At 56.7% G+C, this 22,312-nt stretch carries 13 protein-coding genes; 6 read left to right on the top strand and 7 right to left on the bottom strand.

The window, feature by feature from the left end:
• Positions 1-44 precede the first annotated feature (44 nt).
• The 6 genes from dnaA to Q1B40_RS01510 all read left to right on the top strand — a co-directional run bounded on the left by dnaA (position 45) and on the right by Q1B40_RS01510 (position 9,375).
• The gene (gene dnaA, locus Q1B40_RS01535) at positions 45-1,508 is read left to right on the top strand and encodes a chromosomal replication initiator protein DnaA (RefSeq protein WP_299808975.1); all 1,464 of its coding nucleotides are present in this window, start codon (positions 45-47) and stop codon (positions 1,506-1,508) included.
• A 343-nt stretch (positions 1,509-1,851) separates the two neighbouring features.
• Entirely contained in the window at positions 1,852-2,970 is a 1,119-nt protein-coding gene (dnaN, locus tag Q1B40_RS01530; protein ID WP_299808972.1) for a DNA polymerase III subunit beta, read from the top strand.
• 46 nt (positions 2,971-3,016) lie between these two features.
• Positions 3,017-4,165: a DNA replication/repair protein RecF gene (gene recF / locus Q1B40_RS01525; RefSeq protein WP_299808969.1), complete on the top strand. Its 1,149-nt coding sequence runs from the start codon at positions 3,017-3,019 to the stop codon at positions 4,163-4,165.
• Positions 4,166-4,296: 131 nt separating this feature from the next.
• Positions 4,297-6,750: a DNA topoisomerase (ATP-hydrolyzing) subunit B gene (gene gyrB / locus Q1B40_RS01520; protein ID WP_299808966.1), complete on the top strand. Its 2,454-nt coding sequence runs from the start codon at positions 4,297-4,299 to the stop codon at positions 6,748-6,750.
• Positions 6,751-7,630: 880 nt separating this feature from the next.
• Positions 7,631-7,960: a hypothetical protein gene (locus tag Q1B40_RS01515; RefSeq protein WP_299808963.1), complete on the top strand. Its 330-nt coding sequence runs from the start codon at positions 7,631-7,633 to the stop codon at positions 7,958-7,960.
• On the top strand, positions 7,957-9,375 hold the full coding sequence (locus tag Q1B40_RS01510) for an XRE family transcriptional regulator (RefSeq protein WP_299808960.1): 1,419 nt from the start codon (positions 7,957-7,959) through the stop codon (positions 9,373-9,375). The genes Q1B40_RS01515 and Q1B40_RS01510 overlap by 4 nt, the downstream gene beginning before the upstream one ends.
• A gap of 69 nt (positions 9,376-9,444) precedes the next feature.
• Here the strand turns inward: Q1B40_RS01510 and Q1B40_RS01505 are convergent, their stop codons facing one another.
• The 7 genes from Q1B40_RS01505 to Q1B40_RS01475 all read right to left on the bottom strand — a co-directional run bounded on the left by Q1B40_RS01505 (position 9,445) and on the right by Q1B40_RS01475 (position 21,953).
• Positions 9,445-11,640, bottom strand: coding sequence for a hypothetical protein (locus Q1B40_RS01505; RefSeq protein ID WP_299808957.1), 2,196 nt, complete (start codon positions 11,638-11,640; stop codon positions 9,445-9,447).
• Between the two features lie 469 nt (positions 11,641-12,109).
• Positions 12,110-12,517, bottom strand: a complete 408-nt coding sequence (locus tag Q1B40_RS01500; RefSeq protein WP_299808954.1) for a hypothetical protein — start codon at positions 12,515-12,517, stop codon at positions 12,110-12,112.
• Between the two features lie 503 nt (positions 12,518-13,020).
• Complete coding sequence (locus Q1B40_RS01495) at positions 13,021-15,408, bottom strand: acetamidase/formamidase family protein (protein WP_299808951.1); 2,388 nt, start codon at positions 15,406-15,408, stop codon at positions 13,021-13,023.
• Positions 15,409-15,416: 8 nt separating this feature from the next.
• Positions 15,417-16,658, bottom strand: a complete 1,242-nt coding sequence (locus tag Q1B40_RS01490) for an acetamidase/formamidase family protein (RefSeq protein ID WP_299808948.1) — start codon at positions 16,656-16,658, stop codon at positions 15,417-15,419.
• Between the two features lie 132 nt (positions 16,659-16,790).
• Positions 16,791-18,392, bottom strand: coding sequence for an amino acid ABC transporter permease/ATP-binding protein (locus Q1B40_RS01485; RefSeq protein WP_299808945.1), 1,602 nt, complete (start codon positions 18,390-18,392; stop codon positions 16,791-16,793).
• 65 nt (positions 18,393-18,457) lie between these two features.
• Positions 18,458-19,384, bottom strand: coding sequence for an ABC transporter substrate-binding protein (locus Q1B40_RS01480; RefSeq protein WP_299808943.1), 927 nt, complete (start codon positions 19,382-19,384; stop codon positions 18,458-18,460).
• A 508-nt stretch (positions 19,385-19,892) separates the two neighbouring features.
• Positions 19,893-21,953 (bottom strand): bifunctional diguanylate cyclase/phosphodiesterase, encoded by a 2,061-nt coding sequence (locus Q1B40_RS01475; RefSeq protein WP_299812477.1) that lies wholly within the window; start codon positions 21,951-21,953, stop codon positions 19,893-19,895.
• Positions 21,954-22,312 lie beyond the last annotated feature (359 nt).

Here is a 22,312-nt window from a genome sequence, read left to right as displayed (position 1 = left end):
GGCTGTGGCGGACGGTTCTTCACCGAAGACAGGAGGCAGATAACATGCAGGTTCAGGAGGCAGGCGGCTCGGAACAATGGAAGCGTGTCAAGAAACATCTTCGCGCGCAATTGGGCGATGACGTCTTCACCAGCTGGTTTGCACGCGTAGATCTGGAAGAACATCAGGACGGCACTGTGCGCCTGTCCGTTCCCACCAGATTTCTCAAGCAGTGGATCCAGAACAATTACAACGATCAGCTGATGGGACTGTGGCAGCGTGAATGCGACAACGTACATCGCATCGAGCTGACGGTTCGCGGCGCCATCAGGCCCCGCCAGGTGCCGGTCTCCCAGCCGAGCCTTGCCTTGCCTTCCGGTTCGAAGCCAGCTGCGGCGGATACGCTGGCGGAAGCTTCCCAGGTGACCCGCGCCCAGGCGGCGACGGCTGCCCTTGGCCGCGGCGACACCGGCGGCGACACGCCTCGCGACGTCCTGCAGGGCGCCTCGCTCGATCCGAAATACACGTTCGACACCTTTGTCGAGGGCGAATCCAACAATCTTGCGCTGGCTGCGGCCCGGCAGGTTGCCTCCGGTGGGTCGGTCACGTTCAATCCGCTGTATCTTCATGCAGCCGTTGGCCTGGGCAAAACCCACCTGATGCAAGCTGTCGCCGCCAAGGCACGGGCCAGCGGCCGGAAGGTGCTCTACCTGACCGCCGAGCACTTCATGTACAAATTCGTCGCTGCGCTGAAGTCCCAGTCGGCTCTGGCCTTCAAGGACACTTTGCGCACCATCGACCTGCTCCTGATCGACGACATGCAGTTCCTGCACGGCAAACAGGTTCAGCAGGAGTTCTGCCATACCCTCAATGCCCTGATCGACGGTGCCCGCCAGGTGATCGTCGCCGCGGATCGCGCCCCGTCGGAACTGGACACTCTGGACGATCGTGTCCGCTCCCGTCTTTCCGGTGGCCTCGTCGTCGGCATCCAGGAGCCGGATTTCGTTCTGCGCCGCAGCATTCTGGACTCCCGCGTGGCTGCCGCCCGCAAGACCTATCCGCAGTTCGAGGTGCCGGAAGGCGTCCTTGACTACGTGGCCCGTCACGTCGCCTCCTCCGGCCGCGACCTGGAAGGTGCCCTGAACCGGCTGATCGCCCATAATCAGCTGACCAACCAGCCGATCACCCAGGAAATGGCGGAGTTGACCCTTCGCGATCTGGTCCGCTCCAGCGAGCCACGCCGGGTCAAGATCGAGGACATCCAGCGGGTGGTCTCAAAACACTACAACGTCAGCAAGGCGGACCTTCTGTCTGCACGCAGGACACGGACAATTGTCCGCCCGCGTCAGATTGCCATGTATCTCGCCAAGGTGATGACGCCGCGCTCGCTGCCGGAAATCGGCCGCCGGTTCGGCAACAGAGACCACACCACAGTGTTGCACGCGGTGCGGAAAATCGAAGAGCTGGCCCGGGGGGACTACGCGCTTGCGCAGGAGCTCGAGCTGCTGAAGCGGATGCTCGACGCCTAGGTCCGGGCATACGACGGCCCGGGCAGGATGACCCGGGTCGCCTCAACGCCGACAGGTTGCTCCGACACCTTGAACCAGAGCAACCTCTCCGCACTCTTGCGAACGCCCGACAGTCTGGATTAACCTGTTTCGGCGTGGCTGCGCAAGAAAGCGGAGATGCCGACCTGTCCCGGATTTCGAGTGCATGAAATTCCACCAGAATCGGGGGCGTTCTGACCGGACGGCCCCTTGCTTTTGAACCCGGTTAAGGGCAGTGTCTTCCACCCCGCTCCCGACCGGAGCCCAATTGTCCAGTTTTTGCCAGGCAGACCTGCCCGGCGTTTCATGAGTACGGAACGAGTGTATGAAAGCGACCCTCGAGCGGACCGACCTCCTCAAGTCCTTGACCCATGTTCACCGGGTGGTCGAGCGCCGGAATACCATCCCCATCCTGTCCAACGTGCTGTTGCGCGCAGATGGCGGTGCGATAAACCTCAAGGCGACGGATCTTGACCTGGAAATCGTCGAATCCGTTCCCGCGATGATCGAAATGCCGGGAGCGACCACGGTCCCGGCGCATATGTTCTACGAGATCGTGCGCAAACTGCCCGATGGCTCCCAGGTCGTTCTGGAAACGACAAGCGACAACGCCACGCTGGAGATCCGGGCGGGACGCTCGAGGTTCACCTTGCAGATCCTGCCGGAGACGGATTTCCCGGACCTGACCGCGGGCGACTTCAGCCATGGCTTCTCGCTGACCGCTGCAGACATCCGCAAGCTGATCGATACGACGCAGTTTGCCATCTCGACGGAAGAGACCCGCTACTATCTGAACGGGATCTACCTGCACACGGTGGACACGCCGGGCGGCCCGCGGTTCCGCGCTGTGGCAACCGACGGTCACCGTCTGGCCCAGGCCGAAGTGCCGGCGCCCTCCGGATCCGCCGGCATGCCGGGCATCATCGTTCCTCGCAAGACCGTCGGCGAAATGCAGAAACTTCTGGAAGACCCGGAAGCCAATGTGCAGATCGAACTGTCAGACACCAAGATCCGCATCACCACCGGCTCCGTGGTTCTGACGTCAAAGCTGATCGACGGCACCTTCCCGGACTACGGCCGGGTGATCCCGCAGGGCAACGACAAGGAAATGCGCGTCGACCGTGACGAGTTCAAGGAAGCCGTAGACCGTGTCTCGACGATTTCCTCCGAACGCGGCCGCGCCGTGAAGCTTGCGCTGAGTGAAGGCCGGCTGGTGCTGACCGTCAACAATCCGGACTCCGGCAGCGCGACGGAAGAACTGGCCGTCGAATTTGACGCCGAGCCGCTGGAAATCGGCTTCAACTCCCGTTACCTGCTCGACATCGCCAATCAGCTCGGCAGCGATACCGCGCTGTTCCGGCTGGCGGATTCCGGATCTCCGACGCTCATTCAGGACAGCACGGTCGAAGACTGCCTGTTCGTCCTGATGCCGATGCGGGTCTGACGACCGGAGCCCTGGAGACGGAAGGCTCAAAAGCGGAAGTGGGTTCATGACAGAGTTCCGGACGGCGCAGCTGACCCGTCTGTCCCTGACCGGCTTCCGCAATTACGCCGCCCTGACGCTGTCGCTCGGTGCCAAACTGGCGGCCCTGGTGGGGCCCAATGGCGCCGGCAAGACCAACATTCTTGAAGCAATCTCGTTTCTGACCGCCGGCCGCGGCCTGCGCCGTGCTGCGCTGGCCGACATTGCCCGCATGGGCGGCGACGGAAGCTGGAGCGTTGCGGCCAGCGTGCTCCTCGACGGCATGGAAACCCGGATCGGCACCGGGCTCGTCGCCGGCACCGCCGGACGCAAGGTGCGCATCGACGGGGCGGAAGTGCGCGGTTCGGAAAGTCTCCTCGACTACATGCGGGTGTTGTGGCTGGTGCCGGCCATGGACGGCCTGTTCACCGGGCCGGGGTCCGACCGGCGCCGCTTTCTCGACAGGCTGACCCTGGCGATCGATCCCTCGCACGGGCGAAGGGTCGGCGACTTCGAAAACGCCTTGCGTCAGCGCAACCGACTTCTGGATCAGGGCGGTTCGGATTCCTTTCTCGGCGCCCTGGAACAGCAGGTTGCCGAACTCGGCACGGCAGTCTCCATCGCCAGGGGAGAAACCGTCGGCCTGCTCGGCCGGATGATCTCGGACCAGGCAGGCGAGGCCCTGCCCTTTCCGCATGCCTCCGTCGCGCTTGAAGGGGCATTCGAGGCCGAAACGATCGGTCTCAGCGCTGCCGACCGCGAGGATGTCTACCGGCGCATGCTGCGCGACGGGCGCCCGCGCGACCGCGCCGCGGGGCGCACATTGAACGGACCGCATCTGAGCGACCTGAAAGTTCTGCACGCAGCCAAGAACATGCCGGCCTCCCAATCCTCCACCGGCGAGCAGAAGGCGCTCCTGATCGGGCTCATTCTGGCGCATGCGGAACTGACGGCGAAACTCTCCGGCATGACGCCCGTGCTGCTGCTGGATGAAGTGGCCGCCCACCTGGATCCGGACCGCCGGGAAGCCCTGTTCGTGAAGCTCGATTCACTCGGTGTTCAGGTGTTCATGACAGGTACGGACGAGGCGCTTTTCGAGGCTTTGCCGCAGGCGGCGGAAATATTCGAAATCCGGGAGGGTGCCGGCAGTTTGATCCGCGCGGGAAAGACCCCTTAAATCCGCCTGATTCTTGTGGTTTTCCACCATAATCCCTTTGCTGGCTTGCCTGAGCAACGCGCGCGGTTGAACCCCCGCCGGAACCCCGTATAACGGGGGTATAAAGATAAACCGATTGGTGATTGATTCGCATGAGCGACACGTCCACGTCCGAGCCCATTCCAACCCCGGAAACCGAAAACGGCGCCGACTACGGCGCGGACAGCATCAAGGTTCTGAAAGGCCTGGATGCCGTGCGCAAACGGCCCGGCATGTATATCGGCGACACAGATGACGGCTCGGGGCTGCATCACATGGTCTATGAGGTGGTGGACAACGCCATCGACGAAGCGCTTGCCGGCCATGCGGACCATGTGACGGTGGCCCTCAATCCGGACGGCTCGGTGACCGTCTCCGACAACGGACGCGGCATTCCCACGGACATCCACACGGAAGAAGGCGTCTCCGCGGCCGAGGTCATCATGACCCAGCTGCACGCCGGCGGTAAGTTCGACCAGAATTCCTACAAGGTGTCCGGCGGCCTGCACGGCGTCGGCGTCTCCGTGGTGAACGCACTCTCCACCCGGCTCGACCTGCGCATCTGGCGCGACAACAAGGAACACTTCATGACCTTCGCCCATGGCGAAGTTCAGGCTCCCCTGAAGGTGGTCGGCCCCGCCGATGGCAAGAAGGGCACGGAAGTCACATTCCTGCCGTCGCCGGAAACCTTCACCAAAATCGAATTCGATTTCGGTACGCTGGAGCACCGATTGCGCGAACTCGCCTTCCTCAACTCGGGCGTCCGCATCATTCTGACCGACAATCGCGGCGTGGAGACCCAGGTCGAGGAACTTTACTACGAGGGTGGCCTCGAAGCCTTCGTGCGCTACCTGGACCGGGCCAAGCATCCCCTGATCGAAACGCCGATCAACATGAAGGCCGAGCGCGACGGCATCACCGTGGAAGCCGCCATGTGGTGGAACGACAGCTACCACGAGCATGTCCTGTGCTTCACCAACAACATTCCGCAGCGCGACGGCGGCACGCATCTCGCCGGCTTCCGGGGCGCCCTGACGCGCCAGATCACCGGTTATGCCGAGGCGACGGGCCTGATGAAACGCGAAAAGGTGTCCCTGACCGGTGACGATTGCCGCGAAGGCCTCACCTGCGTCCTGTCCGTCAAGGTGCCGGATCCGAAGTTCTCCTCGCAGACCAAGGAAAAACTCGTCTCCTCCGAGGTTCGCCCGGTCGTGGAAAACCTCGTCGCGCAGATGCTCAGCGAATGGCTGGAGGAAAACCCGGCCCCCGCCAAGATACTCGTTTCCAAGGTGGTCGAGGCCGCCTCCGCCCGCGAGGCAGCCCGCAAGGCCCGCGAACTCACACGGCGCAAGGGCGCGCTCGATATCGCTTCGCTTCCCGGCAAACTGGCCGACTGCCAGGAACGGGACGCCTCGAAAGCCGAACTCTTCCTGGTGGAGGGCGATTCCGCAGGCGGGTCCGCAAAGCAGGGCCGCCACAGGGAAAACCAGGCGGTTCTTCCGCTGCGCGGCAAGATCCTCAACGTGGAGAGGGCGCGCTTCGACAAGATGCTGTCTTCCAACGAGATCGGCACCCTGATCACCGCGCTCGGCACCGGGATCGGCAAGGAAGAATTCAACATCGAGAAGCTGCGCTACCACAAGATCATCATCATGACCGATGCTGACGTCGATGGCGCCCACATCCGGACACTGCTTCTGACCTTCTTCTTCCGCCAGATGCCGGACCTGATCGAAAACGGCTACATCTATATCGCCCAGCCGCCGCTCTACAAGGTCAAGCGTGGCCAGTCCGAGCAGTATCTGAAAGACCAGTTGGCGCTGGAGAATTATCTGATTGCCCAGGGTCTGGACGAGGCTTCGCTGACCCTTGCCGAAGGTGAAGTGCGCACCGGTCACGACCTGCTTTCCGTGCTGGAGACCGCGCGCAAGATCTCCGATATCTTCGACGGCCTGCATTCACGCTACAATCGCGATGTCGTGGAACAGGCGGCAATCGCCGGCGCGCTCACCCCCGAAATCCTGGAAGACGACGCCAAGGCCAAGGAAGCGGCGGCCTATATCGCCCGCCGTCTGGACATTCTCGCCGACGAATTCGAACGCGGCTGGGCCGGAGAAGCGCAGGACGACGGCAGCCTTGTCTTCAAACGCACCGTTCGCGGCGTGGAGGAGACGGCGACCATCGACGCGGCACTGCTTGGTTCGACCGACGCCCGACGCCTGGCGGCGCATGCGAGCCACCTGAGCGAGATTTACGGCAAGGCAGCGGTTCTGCGCCGCAAGGACAGCTCAAGCGAAATCCGCGGCCCCAGAGCCCTGCTGCAGCAGATCTATGCCTTCGGCCAGAAGGGGATTTCCCTGCAGCGCTACAAGGGTCTCGGCGAGATGAACCCGGAGCAGCTCTGGGAAACCACGCTCGATCCGAATGTCCGCTCCCTGCTGCAGGTGAAAGTGCGCGAGGCAGACGATGCCGACGACATCTTCACCAAGCTGATGGGCGACGAAGTGGAGCCGCGCCGCGAGTTCATCCAGGACAACGCTCTCTCGGTCGCCAACCTCGATATCTGACCGGCTGTAGGGAAGCACATAAAGTTTCGCCGCGCGCATAAAATTTCGCAAGCAGATTAATGCCCTTATGATTTATTGATTTTTTTTCAATAAGTTATAAGAGCTCGCATTTTTGCGTTGAGGGTCAAGACATAAACCGTGCAACGAGCTAAAGCCCTAACCTGGATGCTTAAGAAATAGGGTCGCAAATCAAATTAGACTCATTGCCCATCATAGTGGTCCATACGGTGAGGAGAAATCCAACAATAGTGTCGACATAGCCGCTCTTTAGGCGCCGTTTCATTCCTGGCTAGCACAAAAAAGTGGCAGTGTGATCGTCCACCGCTCAAAGTCGTGACGAATATCGTCAAATCATCTCGGTTCATTACAAAGCCACTCAAAGCCTTTCTATACAGGCTGAGAACGAGGATCTTGGGCGCTTCAGTGTTCAATTGGCTAAAAGAGACCTGTAGCTGCAACTTCTTCAGTTCAAATTGCTCGGACCTTCTAATGACCAAGTCTACACAATTTAGACAATTCTAACCGAAAAGTGGTACTCCTCCAGTCTAATCGTCATACTGGAATTCAGTCCCTTGAATCGCCAAAAGGTCTCATCGGTCAGCTTAGGACAATTCAATAACCCGCTGCTATGTACATTACCCTCCTTGGATTATTTCTGAGGCCCAACAATTGTCATTCTCAGCAAGCAGGCTTCGTCCGACATACTTCAGCGATTGCGTCCGAAAATTCCGCTTGACTTAAAAGCGCTCAACACAACATAAAGGTTGTCATGCCGTTGAAGTTCGGTTCGGTAACGAAAAGGCTCCCGAAGGGCATACACCCACTCTCATGGGACGAAGCGTATGCACTTCTCGCTTACAACGATAGGCGGAAGGAGTTGATGAACGGGCTTTTGGCTGCGTGCCAGTCCCTTAAGTCTGCTGGTGTCAAGCGTGTGTTTGTCGACGGAAGTTTTGCCACAAAAAAGGCCAATCCGGGCGACTGGGATGCTTGTTTCGAATTCAAGGGCATCAATTCCAAAGACCTGGATCCCGTGTTTCGAGACTTCTCAAACGAAAGAGCGGCTCAGAAGAAGAAATTCCTTGGTGAGATGTTCTTTGCAGAGAGTGCGGCGACAATGCTGGGGGAGCCTTACTTGAGCTTTTTTCAGCACACAAAGGACGGAAAGCCGAAAGGCATAGTTGTCATAGATTTGGGAACACTGCCATGATCAAAAACGAGCGTCAGTTTGGAGTTACACAGAACCAGGCTCGCAATTTCGAAGCAGCAATTGCTGAGGCCAAAGGCAAAAAAGTTCCCCAAGACACCGATCCTCTCCTTTGGAAGGCCTATATCGAAGGCATGGAGAGCCAGCTCACCACAATGCAACGTGAGATCGCTGAATACAAACAACTCAAATCAGGAACCGTAAACCAGATCGAAGTAGGATCGCTTGAAGAGTTTCCGCTCGGGATCATCAAAGCTCGCATCGTCCGAGGGTTTACTCACAAGGAGTTAGCCGATCGAATAGGAGTTAAACCGCAGCAAGTTCAGCGCTGGGAAGACTCTGATTATGAGACAATCGGATTCAATAAACTTATCAAGATTGGCAATGCGCTCGGCATAAGCGTACACGAGAGTATTTCGTTCCGGCATGAGGCCAAAAATACGGCTGACAAGTTAAATGAACTTGGAATCGATCTGAAGTTCTTGCGAAAGCGTTTAGCACCTGGCGCAGGAAAGGACCTCCATGACGTACTCAAAGCGGCATCTGGATATCTTAAAAGGATTTGGAACCTAACGGTTTTGGGTGACGGGACAATCGACACCCGCACATTTGATTGCACTGCGGCCAATATCGCTCGATACAAACTTCCCAAAGACGCTAACCCTGTGCGCATCCGTGCGTACACGCAATACGCCTACTATGTTGCCGAACGCGTCGCATCATCCATGTCCAGCGACAGTCAACCGATACCCCGTGATTGGAAAGAAGCGCGAGAGGCTCTATCAGAAGATGGGCGTCTCTCCCTACAGTCAGCACTCCATACAGTGTGGGCAATGGGCATCCCAGTCGTTCCCCTCAGCGACACAATCCGTTTTCACGGGTGTTGCTGGCGCTTTAATGGCCGAAACGTAATCATTCTCAAGCAATCCGTTAGAGCCGAATCTCGATGGCTCTTTGACCTATTGCATGAGTTGTATCATGCAGGAGAAAATGAAAGTCACGGCTTCGACCCAACCGCTATCGATGGTACAGCATCAGAGAGAAGAGATTCGGAAGATGAGCGCGCGGCGAACGAATTTGCGGGTAACATCCTTTTGTGCGGTAGTGCCGACGACCTCTACAAAGAGGCTTTATCAAAGGCCAAAGGACAGTTACCACAACTGAAAAAGGCCGTGCGGCAAGTGGCGAAATCGCATCAAGTAGACGTCGGCGTCCTTGCAAATTATGTGGCCTACGCTTTGAAGTCAGAACAGGATGCCGATTGGTGGGGTGCGGCGGTGAACCTCCAGCCGGAGAGCGCCGACGCGTACAGCACCACTTTGTCGGCGTTCAATGCACACTTTGACGGTTCCAGCCTGCCGGAAGAAGATCTAAAGTTGGTCATGCTGGCCACGACAGAACCCTCTGGTCTGTGCTGATTGGATTAGTCGAAGGTGCACACCTCGACGCTCCTACACATACCGCGTCAAGTCAAAGTTGTTCGCCTATTAAGCATTTGCAACAGGAAGCATTGCAACAGTGTCGGCGAAAGCCTGTGTATCAAGCGCATAGGTCAAAAATGCCAACTTGCGACTACCTACAGTGTAAGTTCGCTCGAATTCTACCATACTTTCAAAGAGCATTCTGGTTAATTTGTCCTCATTGAGATATTCTCTCAAGAATTCAGGTGTAAATTTTTCATCATTCCATAATTTTCTTTCAACTAATTCGCTCGTTTCAATAGTTTGATTAGTATCGCCAACCTCCATAGACGCAATCATCGTTCGGATGACCCCTGTTTGGACCATATTGGACAATTCCTGCAATCGTCGCACGGGGTGACCTTCTATTCTTAGACCAGAAAACATTCCGTTTCCGGACACTATGCACGTAACGATCTCGTTCGACGGGCCGACCTCCCAGCCTAGGCGACGGTAAAGTTCTTTTTCTACATCTGGAGCTTTCAGAAGATTCTTTAGGCGACCAAGCTGTTGTGCGCCCTTAAGCATGTGCTTGTATGAGGTTCTGAGTTCATGAACGTTGCAGGGAAGAGTCGGATGCTTGCACTCAAATAGAAAGAGATAGCCTCCAAAACGGCAGATGACGTCTATCTCAATTCGCTGCCCCTCAAGCACCGTTTCAAACCCCTGTGCTACAAATTCGCACCGAGCCCCCTGTAAATCACTTGCAACAGAGCGCTCAGCAGCGTCTGTGTCGAGCATTTTGATGAGCCTCTGGTTCTCGTTCCGGGCCATGTTCCGGTACCAATTTGTCATCCCGGTGATATGTAACGGGACGAGACAGTACTCGTTGCAGTGTAGAATGGGCTTATATTGCAGATCAAAAAAGTCTGAATGACCAGGAACCCAAGAAAGAAAATCCAATACGGCATCGACGTGTTCTTTTTGAACGCACCATCCAAGTAACTGTTTTAGAGTTTTTATTTTAAAGACTGGGACCAAAGACCTGTAGGCAAGTTCCGCATCACTTTCTAGAAGCGGAGTTAACTGCCGCATTGCCAAACGTGAAATAAACAAGAAAAGTCGATGGACCCTAGAGAAATCTAATAGGGTCAATCCTGGGCGATATTCGAATTCCTTTAGTTCTTTCCACGTCACACGCTCAGTATCAATCAACTCTTGAAGGTATAACGCTTCCTCTATTGTAAACGAATTGTTCTGAAATAAATCATGAATCGGAGGAACATCTGGAATATTAAACGTGAATCGGCTCACTGGCACTTCGATACGTTGCACGACTTGCCCATGGAAGTTTTCAAAAAAGTCATCGGCAATCGCGAACACTGAATGAGCTCCATCTTCGATGGCTTGCACTCGTTCAAGGTGGCCTTTCATACTAGCTAACTCATTCTGAACATAGCCAAGGCGGATGCTCTTCTCGAGAACAGGGTCTTTTGCAGAGATCGAGATTTTTCCACCAGTTACCGTACACCGATAGTTAAAGGCCTCGACAAGCATCTCAGCTTCGAATACTTGACGTATCTTGCAAGCCTTAAGGATCATCTTGTCGATAAGGCCTCTTGCAATTTTCCGCTCCAACATCATGCCGAAGTGTGCGTCTGAAATACCAATCTCTTCGTTGATGCAGTGAATGATGTATGATGCCCCCTCGGCCAACTCCTCCTTACTGTATGAGTTTAGTGCATTCTTATTCTTAGCTTGGTCGACGTCATGCGAAATCATAAAAAGCGCGTCTACCCGCGCAATAACAGACTTCAAAGCTGTATCGGCATTTCGCCTAAGGAACCGTCGGAGGCTCTGATCCAGGTCTTCCACTTCTGGAGCAAACTCAGCCAACAGTTTCATAGAGTTTAAGTAGCGCAAATCGTCAGTATTAAGTGAAAGTTCTGTGGCCACCACTTCCAGAGCGGCAAATACGTCTAAGAGTTGATTTGTCCGAAATTTGTATTTAGAAGCGCGCAGTGTCCCCGATGAAGTTAACGCTTCTCGTGCCATGGACTGATTACAAAAAAAGCCAAGCGTGATCCAATTCACTGCCAATTGCACATTTCCAAGAGTGATCTCTTGTACTGCCAAATCGCCAACCTGGGGTAAGTCCCGCCGCAGGCTTTCGAATAGCCAATTTTTGTCCATCGCAACTAGCGTTGGTAACCATATTTCAGCTTCCAGTAATTCAGGCGCGATGAGTTGAAGGCAACTACGGAGATCCTTTTGTTTCGCCATTTTTTAGCAACCACTCCCCCTAGACATCCAAAGACTTTGATCCCTACCCGTGTCATGTGAGATCGTTGATACCGTGAATGTTTTGCAAGAGACTCATAGTGCTTCTGAAAAATCCACGTGAAGCCGTCAACATACTGAATGGAGAAGATCCAACTCGGACAAAATGGCGAAGCCAGTGGTACCGAGGCCCTCGACCCACAATACAGCGAACACTACTCTTTTTCTGTTGACTCTCGGCGGTCCTGCAACCGCTTGGCGGACCTTTCCGTCTGCTCTTTCTGTCGGGGATGGCTCTGCTGTTGCCCAGCCCGCCGAGCATGGTCGAGAGCAATTGCATGACCCTGCATCATGTCAACATCGAAGCATTTGTTGGGCCAGTCGACAAGAAGCCATATGCCTGATGGATGTATCTTGCTGTGTAACTAACGCGATATCGTCCGCAATAGTGACTTTAACGAGCTTGGGAACCTCATGGGTTAAAGACGTAACACCTTCCCCAAACATTGAGAACAGACCCCTCGTTACCGAATACCCTCGCTCCCAGAGCCCATTCCTTATTAGGTCCGCCAGCTCCAAAACCTGCGTAATCGGTAGGCCCATCCAGCTTTCCCTTGAAACCCTCTGTGAAGCAGTAGGCCTGTGAAAGGGTCAAAGGTTTTCCTAGGTAATACAGAGGCCTAATAGTCTCCGTTGAGGGCCCAACAACTGAAACACTGAGTTCTTGAGTGATAAATCCATTTCCCAATTCCTTCAGTCCAGTATCTATTTCAATTCCCCCGGAACTGCTGGCAAAGGATCCAAATGTTTCTTGCGCTGAAACGTCCTCAAAGGAAAAAACGAACATGATGCCTACCAGCGTTGCATGATATTTGTTCATGGGAAAACCTCAATATGTCAGATTCTTGAGAATACAATCATAGATTATAAATATTATTATTTCATCATTTATGCGAGAAAGTCCAACCCATTTCTACAATTAACATCAGCCTGATCTTAACGTGAAAGGCGCAACAAATAAGTTCAAGGGCTTTCATCCGAATGGTTTCGTCGGCACAAGTGAGAAGTCCCCCTGGATCAATCTCGCCATCACGGGCGTAGCGCTTGTTCAGGTGTAAGAAGAAGATGTTTCGGACGTCGCGCCCTGCCCTTGTGGCTGCGATCGTTTCGCAGACGAGGCGGCGGTCGTCGACCCCGTCCGAGACTGAAGTCTCCTGACGTGCTCCCCTGAAAATTTCGCGTTTTGAGGTTAGTCTGGTCCCAACATGAAGTGCTCTCCGTCTTTGGATCGCCCCGGGCCGGAATTTCCGGGAAGCACGTCAGCATTTAAACTTGCAACATGCCCTCCGGTTGGGGTCAGCGCGCTTACGCGAAACATTCCAGCTATTCCGAGAAAATCGACTTCCTTACAATGGCGTGGACACCCCAGTTTCCGTCCACGACCTGAGTGACGCCAAAATCAACTGCTGCACTCATGAGCGTGATGGCATCGTCTTCGTTCAAACCATATGCCCCCATGAGAAACCGGCGAGTTTTGCGGAACGCGTCCTTCATTGCCAGGTCCAGGGAAGATTGCATGTAAACCTCTCCCTGCCCCTTGGGACCGAATTCCGCGAGGTAGTTGGGATGGCTGAACCCGGTCAGGATCCATTCCTCCGGCGTTTCGATCAACGGATAGGTGAGGTCGGAAAATCGCCCGCCCTTCTTGTGTACGGTCACGGTGATGCGCCCGGTCATGGAGCACTCGATGGCGGTTCCGGAAACCTCGCCATCGCCTTGCGCTGCATGGGGGTCGCCGATCGACAGGAGCGCGCCCGGCACCGACACGGGCAGGTAGACCGATGCCCCCTTGCCCAGGCGCCAATTGTCAATGTTGCCGCCGAAATAGGCCGGCGGCACCGAATCCACCGGGTCTGCCTCGCGCGGCGCGACCGCGATCACACCGAAATGGGGACGCAGGGGAATGCGCAGGTCGTGCATGGCCGGAAGCAGCGGCTGAATTTTTGCCGGATCAACAGGCACGCCCGGGTAATCGTAGGTCTTGTGTTCGACGCCAAAAGGATCTGTCTGGGTTTGCCAGCGGAACGAATAATGCGCCTTTGCGTATCCGAAGCCGTCATCATCGGGAAAAATCTCGAAGATCACGACATTTTCCCGCGGCTTCGGTTCCTGCAGCAGTTCGCCGTATTGATAGCCCCACCATGCAGAGACCGAGCTACCGAAATACCTTCCGTCGTATTCCGGATTGCGACTTGAACGCGGTATCATGTCGTCGATGCGCACTTCAAGAACATCGCCCGGTTCCGCACCGTTGACGAATATCGGCCCGGTGCAGACATGGACGCCAAAGCCTTCACCAGCGCCGCGACCAAAGATCGAGGCATCGATCGGGCCGGCGCCGCGGCGATCAACATGCTTCGTTTCGCCATCCCAGTAAAAAATATCTTCGGCAGCCGAATCTCCCTTGATCATGAGATCCGGCGCATCTGAAGCGTGTTGGGTCAGTGTTTCGATTTCAACGGTATCCCCGGAGGAAATTTCCAGGACAGGCGGCAACGACCGGCTGAAATAACCCCAGTGAACCGTCTTTGCACTTGCGGACAGGTGGTGATGAGTGCCATCGGCCTCACGGCTGTCTTTCAGCTGGGAGACTTCCGAAGCGGCGCCGTCAATCGCGCTGCGCTTTTTCGCCTTTCGGTTGTTGAGGGCTTTGAGCGGCCAGCCGCGCTGTTCTGCGCTGGCCGTTTCCGTAAGGTTCTTTACGTGATGCGTGCGAAAGGCGCCGGGTGGCAACCCAAACCGTTCCTTGAACAGGCGGTTGAAATTAGCGGCATCCGAAAAGCCGCAACTATAGGCAACTTCAGCCACCGGCATCCGCAACTCATCCGGCGCAACAAGCGCCATCCTGGCCCTTTGGAGGCGGCGTTCGCGCAGGTAATGGGTAAAGCTCTCGCCATTCTGCTCAAACAGCTTTTGAAGGTAGCGTTCGGAGATCCCTTCTTGCCGTGCGACGCGACCGGCGGACAGGTCAGGATCGGAGAGGTGGTGTTCGATTGACAGGGCGAGCCGGCTGAACAGGGCGGCCTGAGTTGAGTTGACGCCGGTCTCGGACGGCACGGCGGAGACAATCATGGTCAGATAGAGGTCCGCTATGACCTGTTCCACGGATTGCCACTCCAAAGAGGTCAGGGTGTCAAGCTCATCTGCCGCACTGGCCACGGAGCGGATGAAGACACTGGCCAATCCCCTGGCCGGAAACAGCAGCGGTGTCACGACTGGCGACAAACCGAAACGTTGGGCCTGAAGGGCCGTTTCCGACATGCAGACGACAACGAGGCGCGTGCTTCTCGGCAAGCAGGTTTCCCAGGACTTGTCCGTGGGTAAAATGGCGAGTTCGTTCGGGGCTATCGTCAAGTTGACGTTTTCTGCCGTGATCTCGATCTCTTCATCAAGAGAGATCAGGGCAATCAGCGTACGGTCCCTCTGTGAAATCGGGGTCAGGGTTTGAGCGTCTGCAACCAGATGGCCGATGAGGATGCCGTCTGCTTGCCCCCGAACTGCGGCGACGGCGAACGAAGCGAAGTTTTCGTTTTGCGAATTCGAACGCAAATGCAATCCCGCAAGCAATTCGCTCCAGGCATCTCCTCGCGCATCCTGCGGATAGGATTCACTGATAAACTGCTTGATGTTCATTCCTTGTTCCACGGCGCCGGTCGGCATCGAGAAGGCGCCGACCGTTTGATATTGCACCTGCGAAGAGAGGAATGCCATCCCTGTCCTCAATAACATTTGAAGATGTTCTTCCGGATCGAGCCATGCACTCCCCAGTTGGCGTCAACGACTTGAGTGACGCCGAAATCCGCGGCAACGGACATCAGCGCAATTGCTTCGTCTTCACTCATGTTGTGGGCGGTCATCAGGAACCGGCGCATCTTGCGGAAAGCATCGCGCATTGCCTTGTCGACGCTGGAATGATGGGCAATGGTCGTTTGAGCGTCCTTGCCCAGGGCTTCAAGGTAGTTGGGGTAGGTAAAACCGTAAACGGACCATTGCTCGTCGGTTTCCAGCATCGGGTGATCGAGCCCCTCAAGCACGGTTCCGCCCAGATCATTCTTCTTGTGAAGGATGAATTCGAAATCCCCAGTCAATGAGGTTTCAATCGCGGTCCCGCCAAGTTCGCTGTCGCCCTGAGCGGCATGGGGATCGCCGACCGAGAAGTAAGCGCCATCCACGGCGACCGGATAGTACATTCGCGCGCCACGGCCGATGCGCCAGTCGTCAATGTTGCCACCGCTGTAGGATGGGGGAATGGAACTGACGAAGTCTTCTTCGGACGGGGCAAGACCCATGGTGCCGAAATGAAGGCGCGCTGGCACCCTTATATCCTGAAGGATGTTTTCCCGCTTGGTGACCAGATTGTGATCGACCCTTACACCCGGATAATCAATCGTTGAGTGGATGACGCCGTCCGGATCCGTTTGCGGGGTCCATACGTAGTTGTAGACCGCCTTTGCATAAGGCTCGCCTGCCGTATCGAGTTCAAAGATCGTCACGACTTCGCGGGGTTTGGGCTCTTCGATCAGGTCATGATAGTGAAAGCCCCAGGAAGCGGCGGCATTGGAGCCGAAACAGCGTCCGCAATAGCAGGCGCTCTGGCTCGGACGGGGGCGTACGTCAAGGATCCGAACCTCGAGCACATCTCCAGGTTCCGCGCCTTCCACGGCCACCGGTCCTGTCATCAGGTGAACGCCAATTCCCTCTCCGGCACCGAGTTTGAACGGGCCTTCCGTTGGACCGGATCCACGGCGGGATATCGTTTTCTGTTCCTTCGTCCAATGGAAGATGGCTTCGGCCGCAGGATCGCCCTGAATCATGCGCTCATAATCGTCGTTTGCGTGGTGGGTCAGTGTTTCTATGGTTGCCCGGTCTCCCGATCTGACCGTGATGGCCGGCTGCACCGCTTTGCTGAAATAACCCCAGTGGACGGTTTCAGGCGATACGGGGAGGTTGTGGTGTTTCATCAGTTTCTCCAAAAAATCGGGCCACGACTGGCTGGCGTGCAAAGAAGCGGAAGCGGCCGGCGCTGGCTGGTCTGGTGTCTGGCTGGTTCGGTGTCTGGCTGGTTCGGTTTCTGGCAGCTTGAAGTGAAGAGGTCAGACGAGCTGAGTGGAATCGTCCTTCATGACCTGCAGGAACTGGCGCGTTCGTGGATTACCGGGTCGGGTCAACATTTCCTGCGCCGGGCCTTCTTCAACAATCGATCCGTCCGCCAGGAAGATGGCCCGGTCGGCGACGTCTTTCGCAAAGCTGATCTGGTGCGTCGAAATCAGCATGGTCAGACCGTCCTCAACGGCGAGACGTCGGATGACTTCCAGCACTTCATTGACCAGTTCCGGATCCAGGGCGGAGGTTGGCTCGTCAAGCAGCAGGACCGCGGGGTTGGGCGCGAGTGCACGGGCGATCGCGACCCGTTGCTGCTGGCCGCCGGACATGTGGCGGGGGAGCGCATCGGCCCGGTGAGCAAGCCCCACGCGTTCCAGCAGTTCATCCGCCTGCCGGCCGGCTTCCTTGGCGGAAACGCGTTGAACCCAGCGCAAGGGGCCGGCAATATTCTCCCGTGCGGTCATGTGAGCGAAGAGATTGAAGTTCTGAAAGACCATGCCGACACCGACCGCAGCACGCGCATTGGCGATTGAACGGGGAGACAGGGCACGGCCGTATTCGTCTACACCGAGTTGGCGGCCGATCACGCGGATGGTGCCGCTGTCCCACGGTTCAAGACGGTTGATACAGCGCAGCAACGTGCTTTTTCCGGATCCGCTGGGGCCGAGCAGAGCCACGACTTCGCCGAGGCGAACGGTGAGATCGAGCCCGTCGAGCACAGTGCGGCCATCGTAGCTCTTCTTGAGATTTTCGATTTCCACGGCCGGGCGGCTGGCGGCGATGGCCTGCGCGCGCTTTTGGCGGTTGATCGGGTGGGCGGCTTTTGGCGTTTCAGGGGGAAGCGGCGTCCAGACGGGCGCTTCTTCTTTTTCTTCCACCCCGGCCACGGGTATCGGCCTGCGATACCATGGCAACAGCCGGGCGAAGCGGGCGCCTGGCTCCGGGTGGTCCAGATCCAGCATGATCTCGACGATGATCTGAATGATCGCGATTGCGCCGGCCAGCACGAGATACATCAGGCCCGAGGCAAAGAAGATTGAGAAAAAATCGAATGTTGCCGAGGCAAGCTGGGTACTGCGCAGCGTGAGTTCCTGAACCGAGACCACCGAGGCGAGAGACGAATTCTTCAGCGCGCTGACGGCTTCGTTACCAAGGGCCGGAACCATCGAACGAAAGGCCTGGGGGATGACAACGCGGATCATGGTGACAATCGGTGTCATGCCGAGCGCCTGTCCTGCGCTGGTCTGACCGCGGTCCACGCCGATAATATTGCCCCGGATGATTTCGGCGATGAACGGGGCTTCGTTGAGAGCGAGCGCCAGGCAGGCAGCTTCGACGGCCGTCAACTTGATGCCGATCATCGGCAGCGCATTGTAGCAGAAAATCATCTGCAATATCAGCGGCGTCCCACGGAAGATGACCGCGTAGATGCGTGCGAAAACAGCCAGTGAGCGGAACCGGCTGAGCTGCATTGCGGCAAGCACGATCCCCATCACCGCTCCGCCGGCCAGTCCGAACACGGTGATGAGTACGGTGTAAAGAATGCCGGTCAACAGATATGGCTGGCTGACATAATGTAAAAAGAGATCCATGGAATCCTGCGCTCTTTGCGGAAGGGTGAGGTGATCCGCCCGTTCAGCCGGATCACCAGACTTGATTACTCGGCCAGCACCAGTTTCGGCGCTTCGAGCTGCTCTGCGGGCAGGTTCCATTTCGCCATCAGCTCAAGCTGCAGGCCGGATTTCTGGATTTCTGTCAGCGCGGCCATGATGGCATCGCGGAATTCCAGGTTGTCGCGGGGGACCGCTATGCCAACTGAGTAAGGCAGGGTGACTGCGGTCGCCTTTTCCAGTTGGTCAGGGTAGGCTTTTACAGCGCCGTCGACGGTGTTGACGTCATTGACATAGGTGTCAGCGCGGCCAGACAGGATCGCCTGAATGCAGTTGGCATTGTTGTCGTAAAGTTGGATTTCCGGCGCAGGCTTGCCGAGGGCTTCACATTCTGCGGCCAGTGCCTCAATCAGTGGAACTTCAACATAACCGGTGTTTTCTGCAGCGACCGTTCCGCACATGCTCGTGTTGATGCCGGTAATGCCTTTGGGGTTGCCCTTGGCGACAAGAACGCCATCGAATACCTTCAGATAGGTGATAAAGTCGGCAGCCTTTGCACGGTCGACGGTTGCGTAAATATCTGAAATCACGATGTCGGCCTGACCGGCCTGCAGTGTGGTCAGAAGAGCTGCGAAGGTGACGGACTTGTATGTAAGGTCGAAACCAAGGCAATCACCGAGCGCTTCGCCGAGATCAATGTCGAAACCGATGATTTTGGTCGGATCGTTTGGGTCGAGCGACTCATAACCGGGTGTATGCGGGTTCACCGCGTTGACCAGTGTCTTGCCCTTGAGGAAAGGGTATTTGGCCTGCAGGTCCGCACAGGCTGCCGGCATGGCCGTTTCGGCTTCCGCCTGATTGGTGTCGACGAAAAGAGAGCCGCTGAATGCAGCGACAAAAAGCTGCGCGGCAAAGAGAGTGCCGACTGCTGATCTTCCCAAACTGGATGACTTGGCAAATCCTGGGGTTTTCATTTCCTGCTCCGTATACTGGCTGAAAGACTGCTGTCTAAATTCGACAGTTGGAGCGTAGGTTCAATTTTCGGAAAAGATGTTGTCTGTGGCCGCACTTCTTATTGTAATTTTATTGTCAAATCTCGTAGTTGCACAATAAATATTCAAACTAAGCCCAATATTAAGCCACTCTGATACTATTATAAACTTTCTTTCAGCGCCCGAAGATATGCAGTGAAGAGCCCACTGCTGTCTGTTCTAATTATTCCTGAAGTTTAGCATTCAAGTTGTCTTATGCAGGGTGGTGGTACCCTGGGTTAGTGAAGGTCGATAATGGGCGTCTGTGCAGGACAATCTGAAATGGTCCCGGCAATGAAGAGGGCGATGATCCCCCGTGGCTATCCGGACCTGAGCGCAAGCCGTTGACCCGATCTTGACGCAGTTTCTGTGCGCCAATCATGTCTTGAAATTTTACAGTTTGAATGGGGGGCTGTCGGGCGCGGCCGGGATGCCGTCGTTTATGTCCGGATCAACCTTCCGGCCAAGGCTCCGGCTTTCCAAAATAGTAGCCTTGCGCGGCTTCGATATCGAGCGTGCGGAGCAGATCGGCCTCCTCGGCCGTTTCGACGTGCTTGGCGACAACCTTGATGCCGAGTTCATGCGCCGCCCTGACAAGCCCGGCCAGGATCGCCGCTTTTGCAGGCGACCCGGTCACCTGCCGCGTCAGTCCGGACTCCAGTTTCAGCCACACGACGCGCAGCCCGGTGAGCCGGGACAGAACCGGCCAATGGCCGGCAAAGTCATCGATTGCGGTCTGGCAGCCCAGATCCGTCACGTCGCGGAAGAAGGATTCAACGGTCGACGGTTCACGCAGGAAGTCCCTCTCCGAGATCTCCAGACACAGCTTCGACGCCAGCAGCGGGTTGGCCGACAGGCGCTGGTGCAGGCCTTCGCGGAAATTCGGATCACGTGCGGATTCCGCCGAGATGTTCATCGTCAGGGTCATCCGGGCCGAATGACGATCCGCCGCGTTGAGCACCTTGTCGAGCGTCCAGGCATCGACCTGAGCGATGAAACCGGATCTCTCGGCAGCATTGATCCAGGCACGCGAGGAGAGTTCACCTGCCCGCTCGCCCTGCAACCGCAACAGCACCTCCTGCCCGAAAATCCTGCCCTTTTTCAGATGCATGATCGGCATGGCGCAAAGCGTGAGTTCGCTGGTGCGGAAGCTTCCCGGTTCCGGCAGCGCGGTCAGTTCCGTGGCCTGGGCCTCATCCTCGGCCAATTGCACATTGTGGATCTGGACGGACTGGCCACCGAACCGTTTGCCGCGCAGGCAGGCCCTGTCGGCCAGGCCCAGGAGCACGGAGGCGTCGATATCCCGCAAGGGCGTTCCACCCTCGAGAAATGCAACGCCGATGGAGCCGCCGATGGTAAAAATCCGCTCGTTCACTTCCAGCCGAATCCTGTCGAAGCCTTCGAGAATCTCTTCGGCGACCTGGAGCGCCTCCTCCTTGTGCGCCACCGGCAGCATGCCGGCAAATTCGTCGCCGCCGATCCGTGCCGCCGAGCCGAACTTTCCGAGGGTCAGCGTCAGACAGGCCGCCACACGTAACAGCATGTCGTCGCCGACGTCATGACCGCCGTGATCGTTGACCTTCTTGAACTCGTCCAGATCGATATAGAAAACGGCAAGGCCGGTTTCCGGCTCTGCGTCCAGACGCTTCAGTTCCCGCTTGAGCACCTTGGTAAAGGCTCTGCGGTTCTCCAGGCCCGTGAGCGGGTCCAGATAAGCCAGACGCCTGTTTTCCGCAGCCTCGTGAGGGCAATCGACATTCCGGCGGATGATCGCCATCGTCTTGCCGGCACCGCTGCCGCCGTCTTGTCCGGGCAGTGGAACCAGGCGGATCTCGCACATCTTGCGATCGGTCTCGTAAACCGCCGGTTCACTGCCGGGCGCCTCCGGAATATAGAGTGTTTGTGGCGGTTGGCCCTTGAGGTCTCCCAGAGCCTCGGCCAGAAAACCTGCCTCGTGGTCGCCGCCGATGACGTCAAGCAACAGGATGGCCTTTTCCTCCAGGCTCTCCTGGCCATTGAAAATCACGACGTCGTCGGGGAAATGGTCCAGCAAGGACCTGTTCAGCCCCGCGCTGCCGGAAACGCCCGAAGCGCCGCCACGTTCTGCCGGTGCCTTCTCCGGCACGTCCGATGCGCTTTCCCGATATCCTTTCAGGGATATTCCCCGGATGTCTTCAGGGTAGGTCTCTTCCGGGTGGGCTTCACTCATGTCGAACTGGACAAGCACCGCACGCCGGTCCTTTGAAAGGGACAGGAAGGACGTGCAGATCACGTTCCGGCAGAAGGCGGCGCCGGACTTCACCGACATCCGGCCGCTTGCTTCAGCCGGAACACCGTTGAAGGCGGCGGCCAGAACTGTCTCGCAACGCTTCCAGCTGTCGGCGGACAACAGATCGCTCAAACGGGCGGAAGTGTCCTCGACACCAAGGGCGGCACAGACGGTCTTCAGCCTGCCATTACGGGCAAGAATGCTTCCGTCCTGCGCAACATAGGCGGCAGCATGCGGCAACACCTCCAGTAGGGAGGCATGGAAACCTGCGGGAGTATGAAACTCCGGATGAACGGAATCCTCCCGCCGGTCACCTGTAAACCGTTGGCTGACTTGCACAGACCGCCCTTTCAAAAATGTCCGAAGGCGCGAACTCGATACCGGCGCCACTCACTGTTCCCGATTATTATCACAGTTTATTTGGGAATTGAGAGCGTCACAAAATACCCACAAATCTAAGGAAACCTATACTTAACGAATTCTCTATTTTACTGCCGAAAAATTGAGTAAAATTTTAATCAATTACTTCCGAACTGGCCCTGCGGCTCTGAAAACACGCCACATTTTCATCACGCTCCCGTCTTAAAGGCGCCCGCGCCCGA

It is taken from the genome of uncultured Roseibium sp., from assembly GCF_947496995.1.
Classification (GTDB): domain Bacteria; phylum Pseudomonadota; class Alphaproteobacteria; order Rhizobiales; family Stappiaceae; genus Roseibium.
The sequence above is the reverse complement of the archived record's forward strand: the minus strand, read 5'-3'. Positions and strand labels throughout refer to the sequence as shown.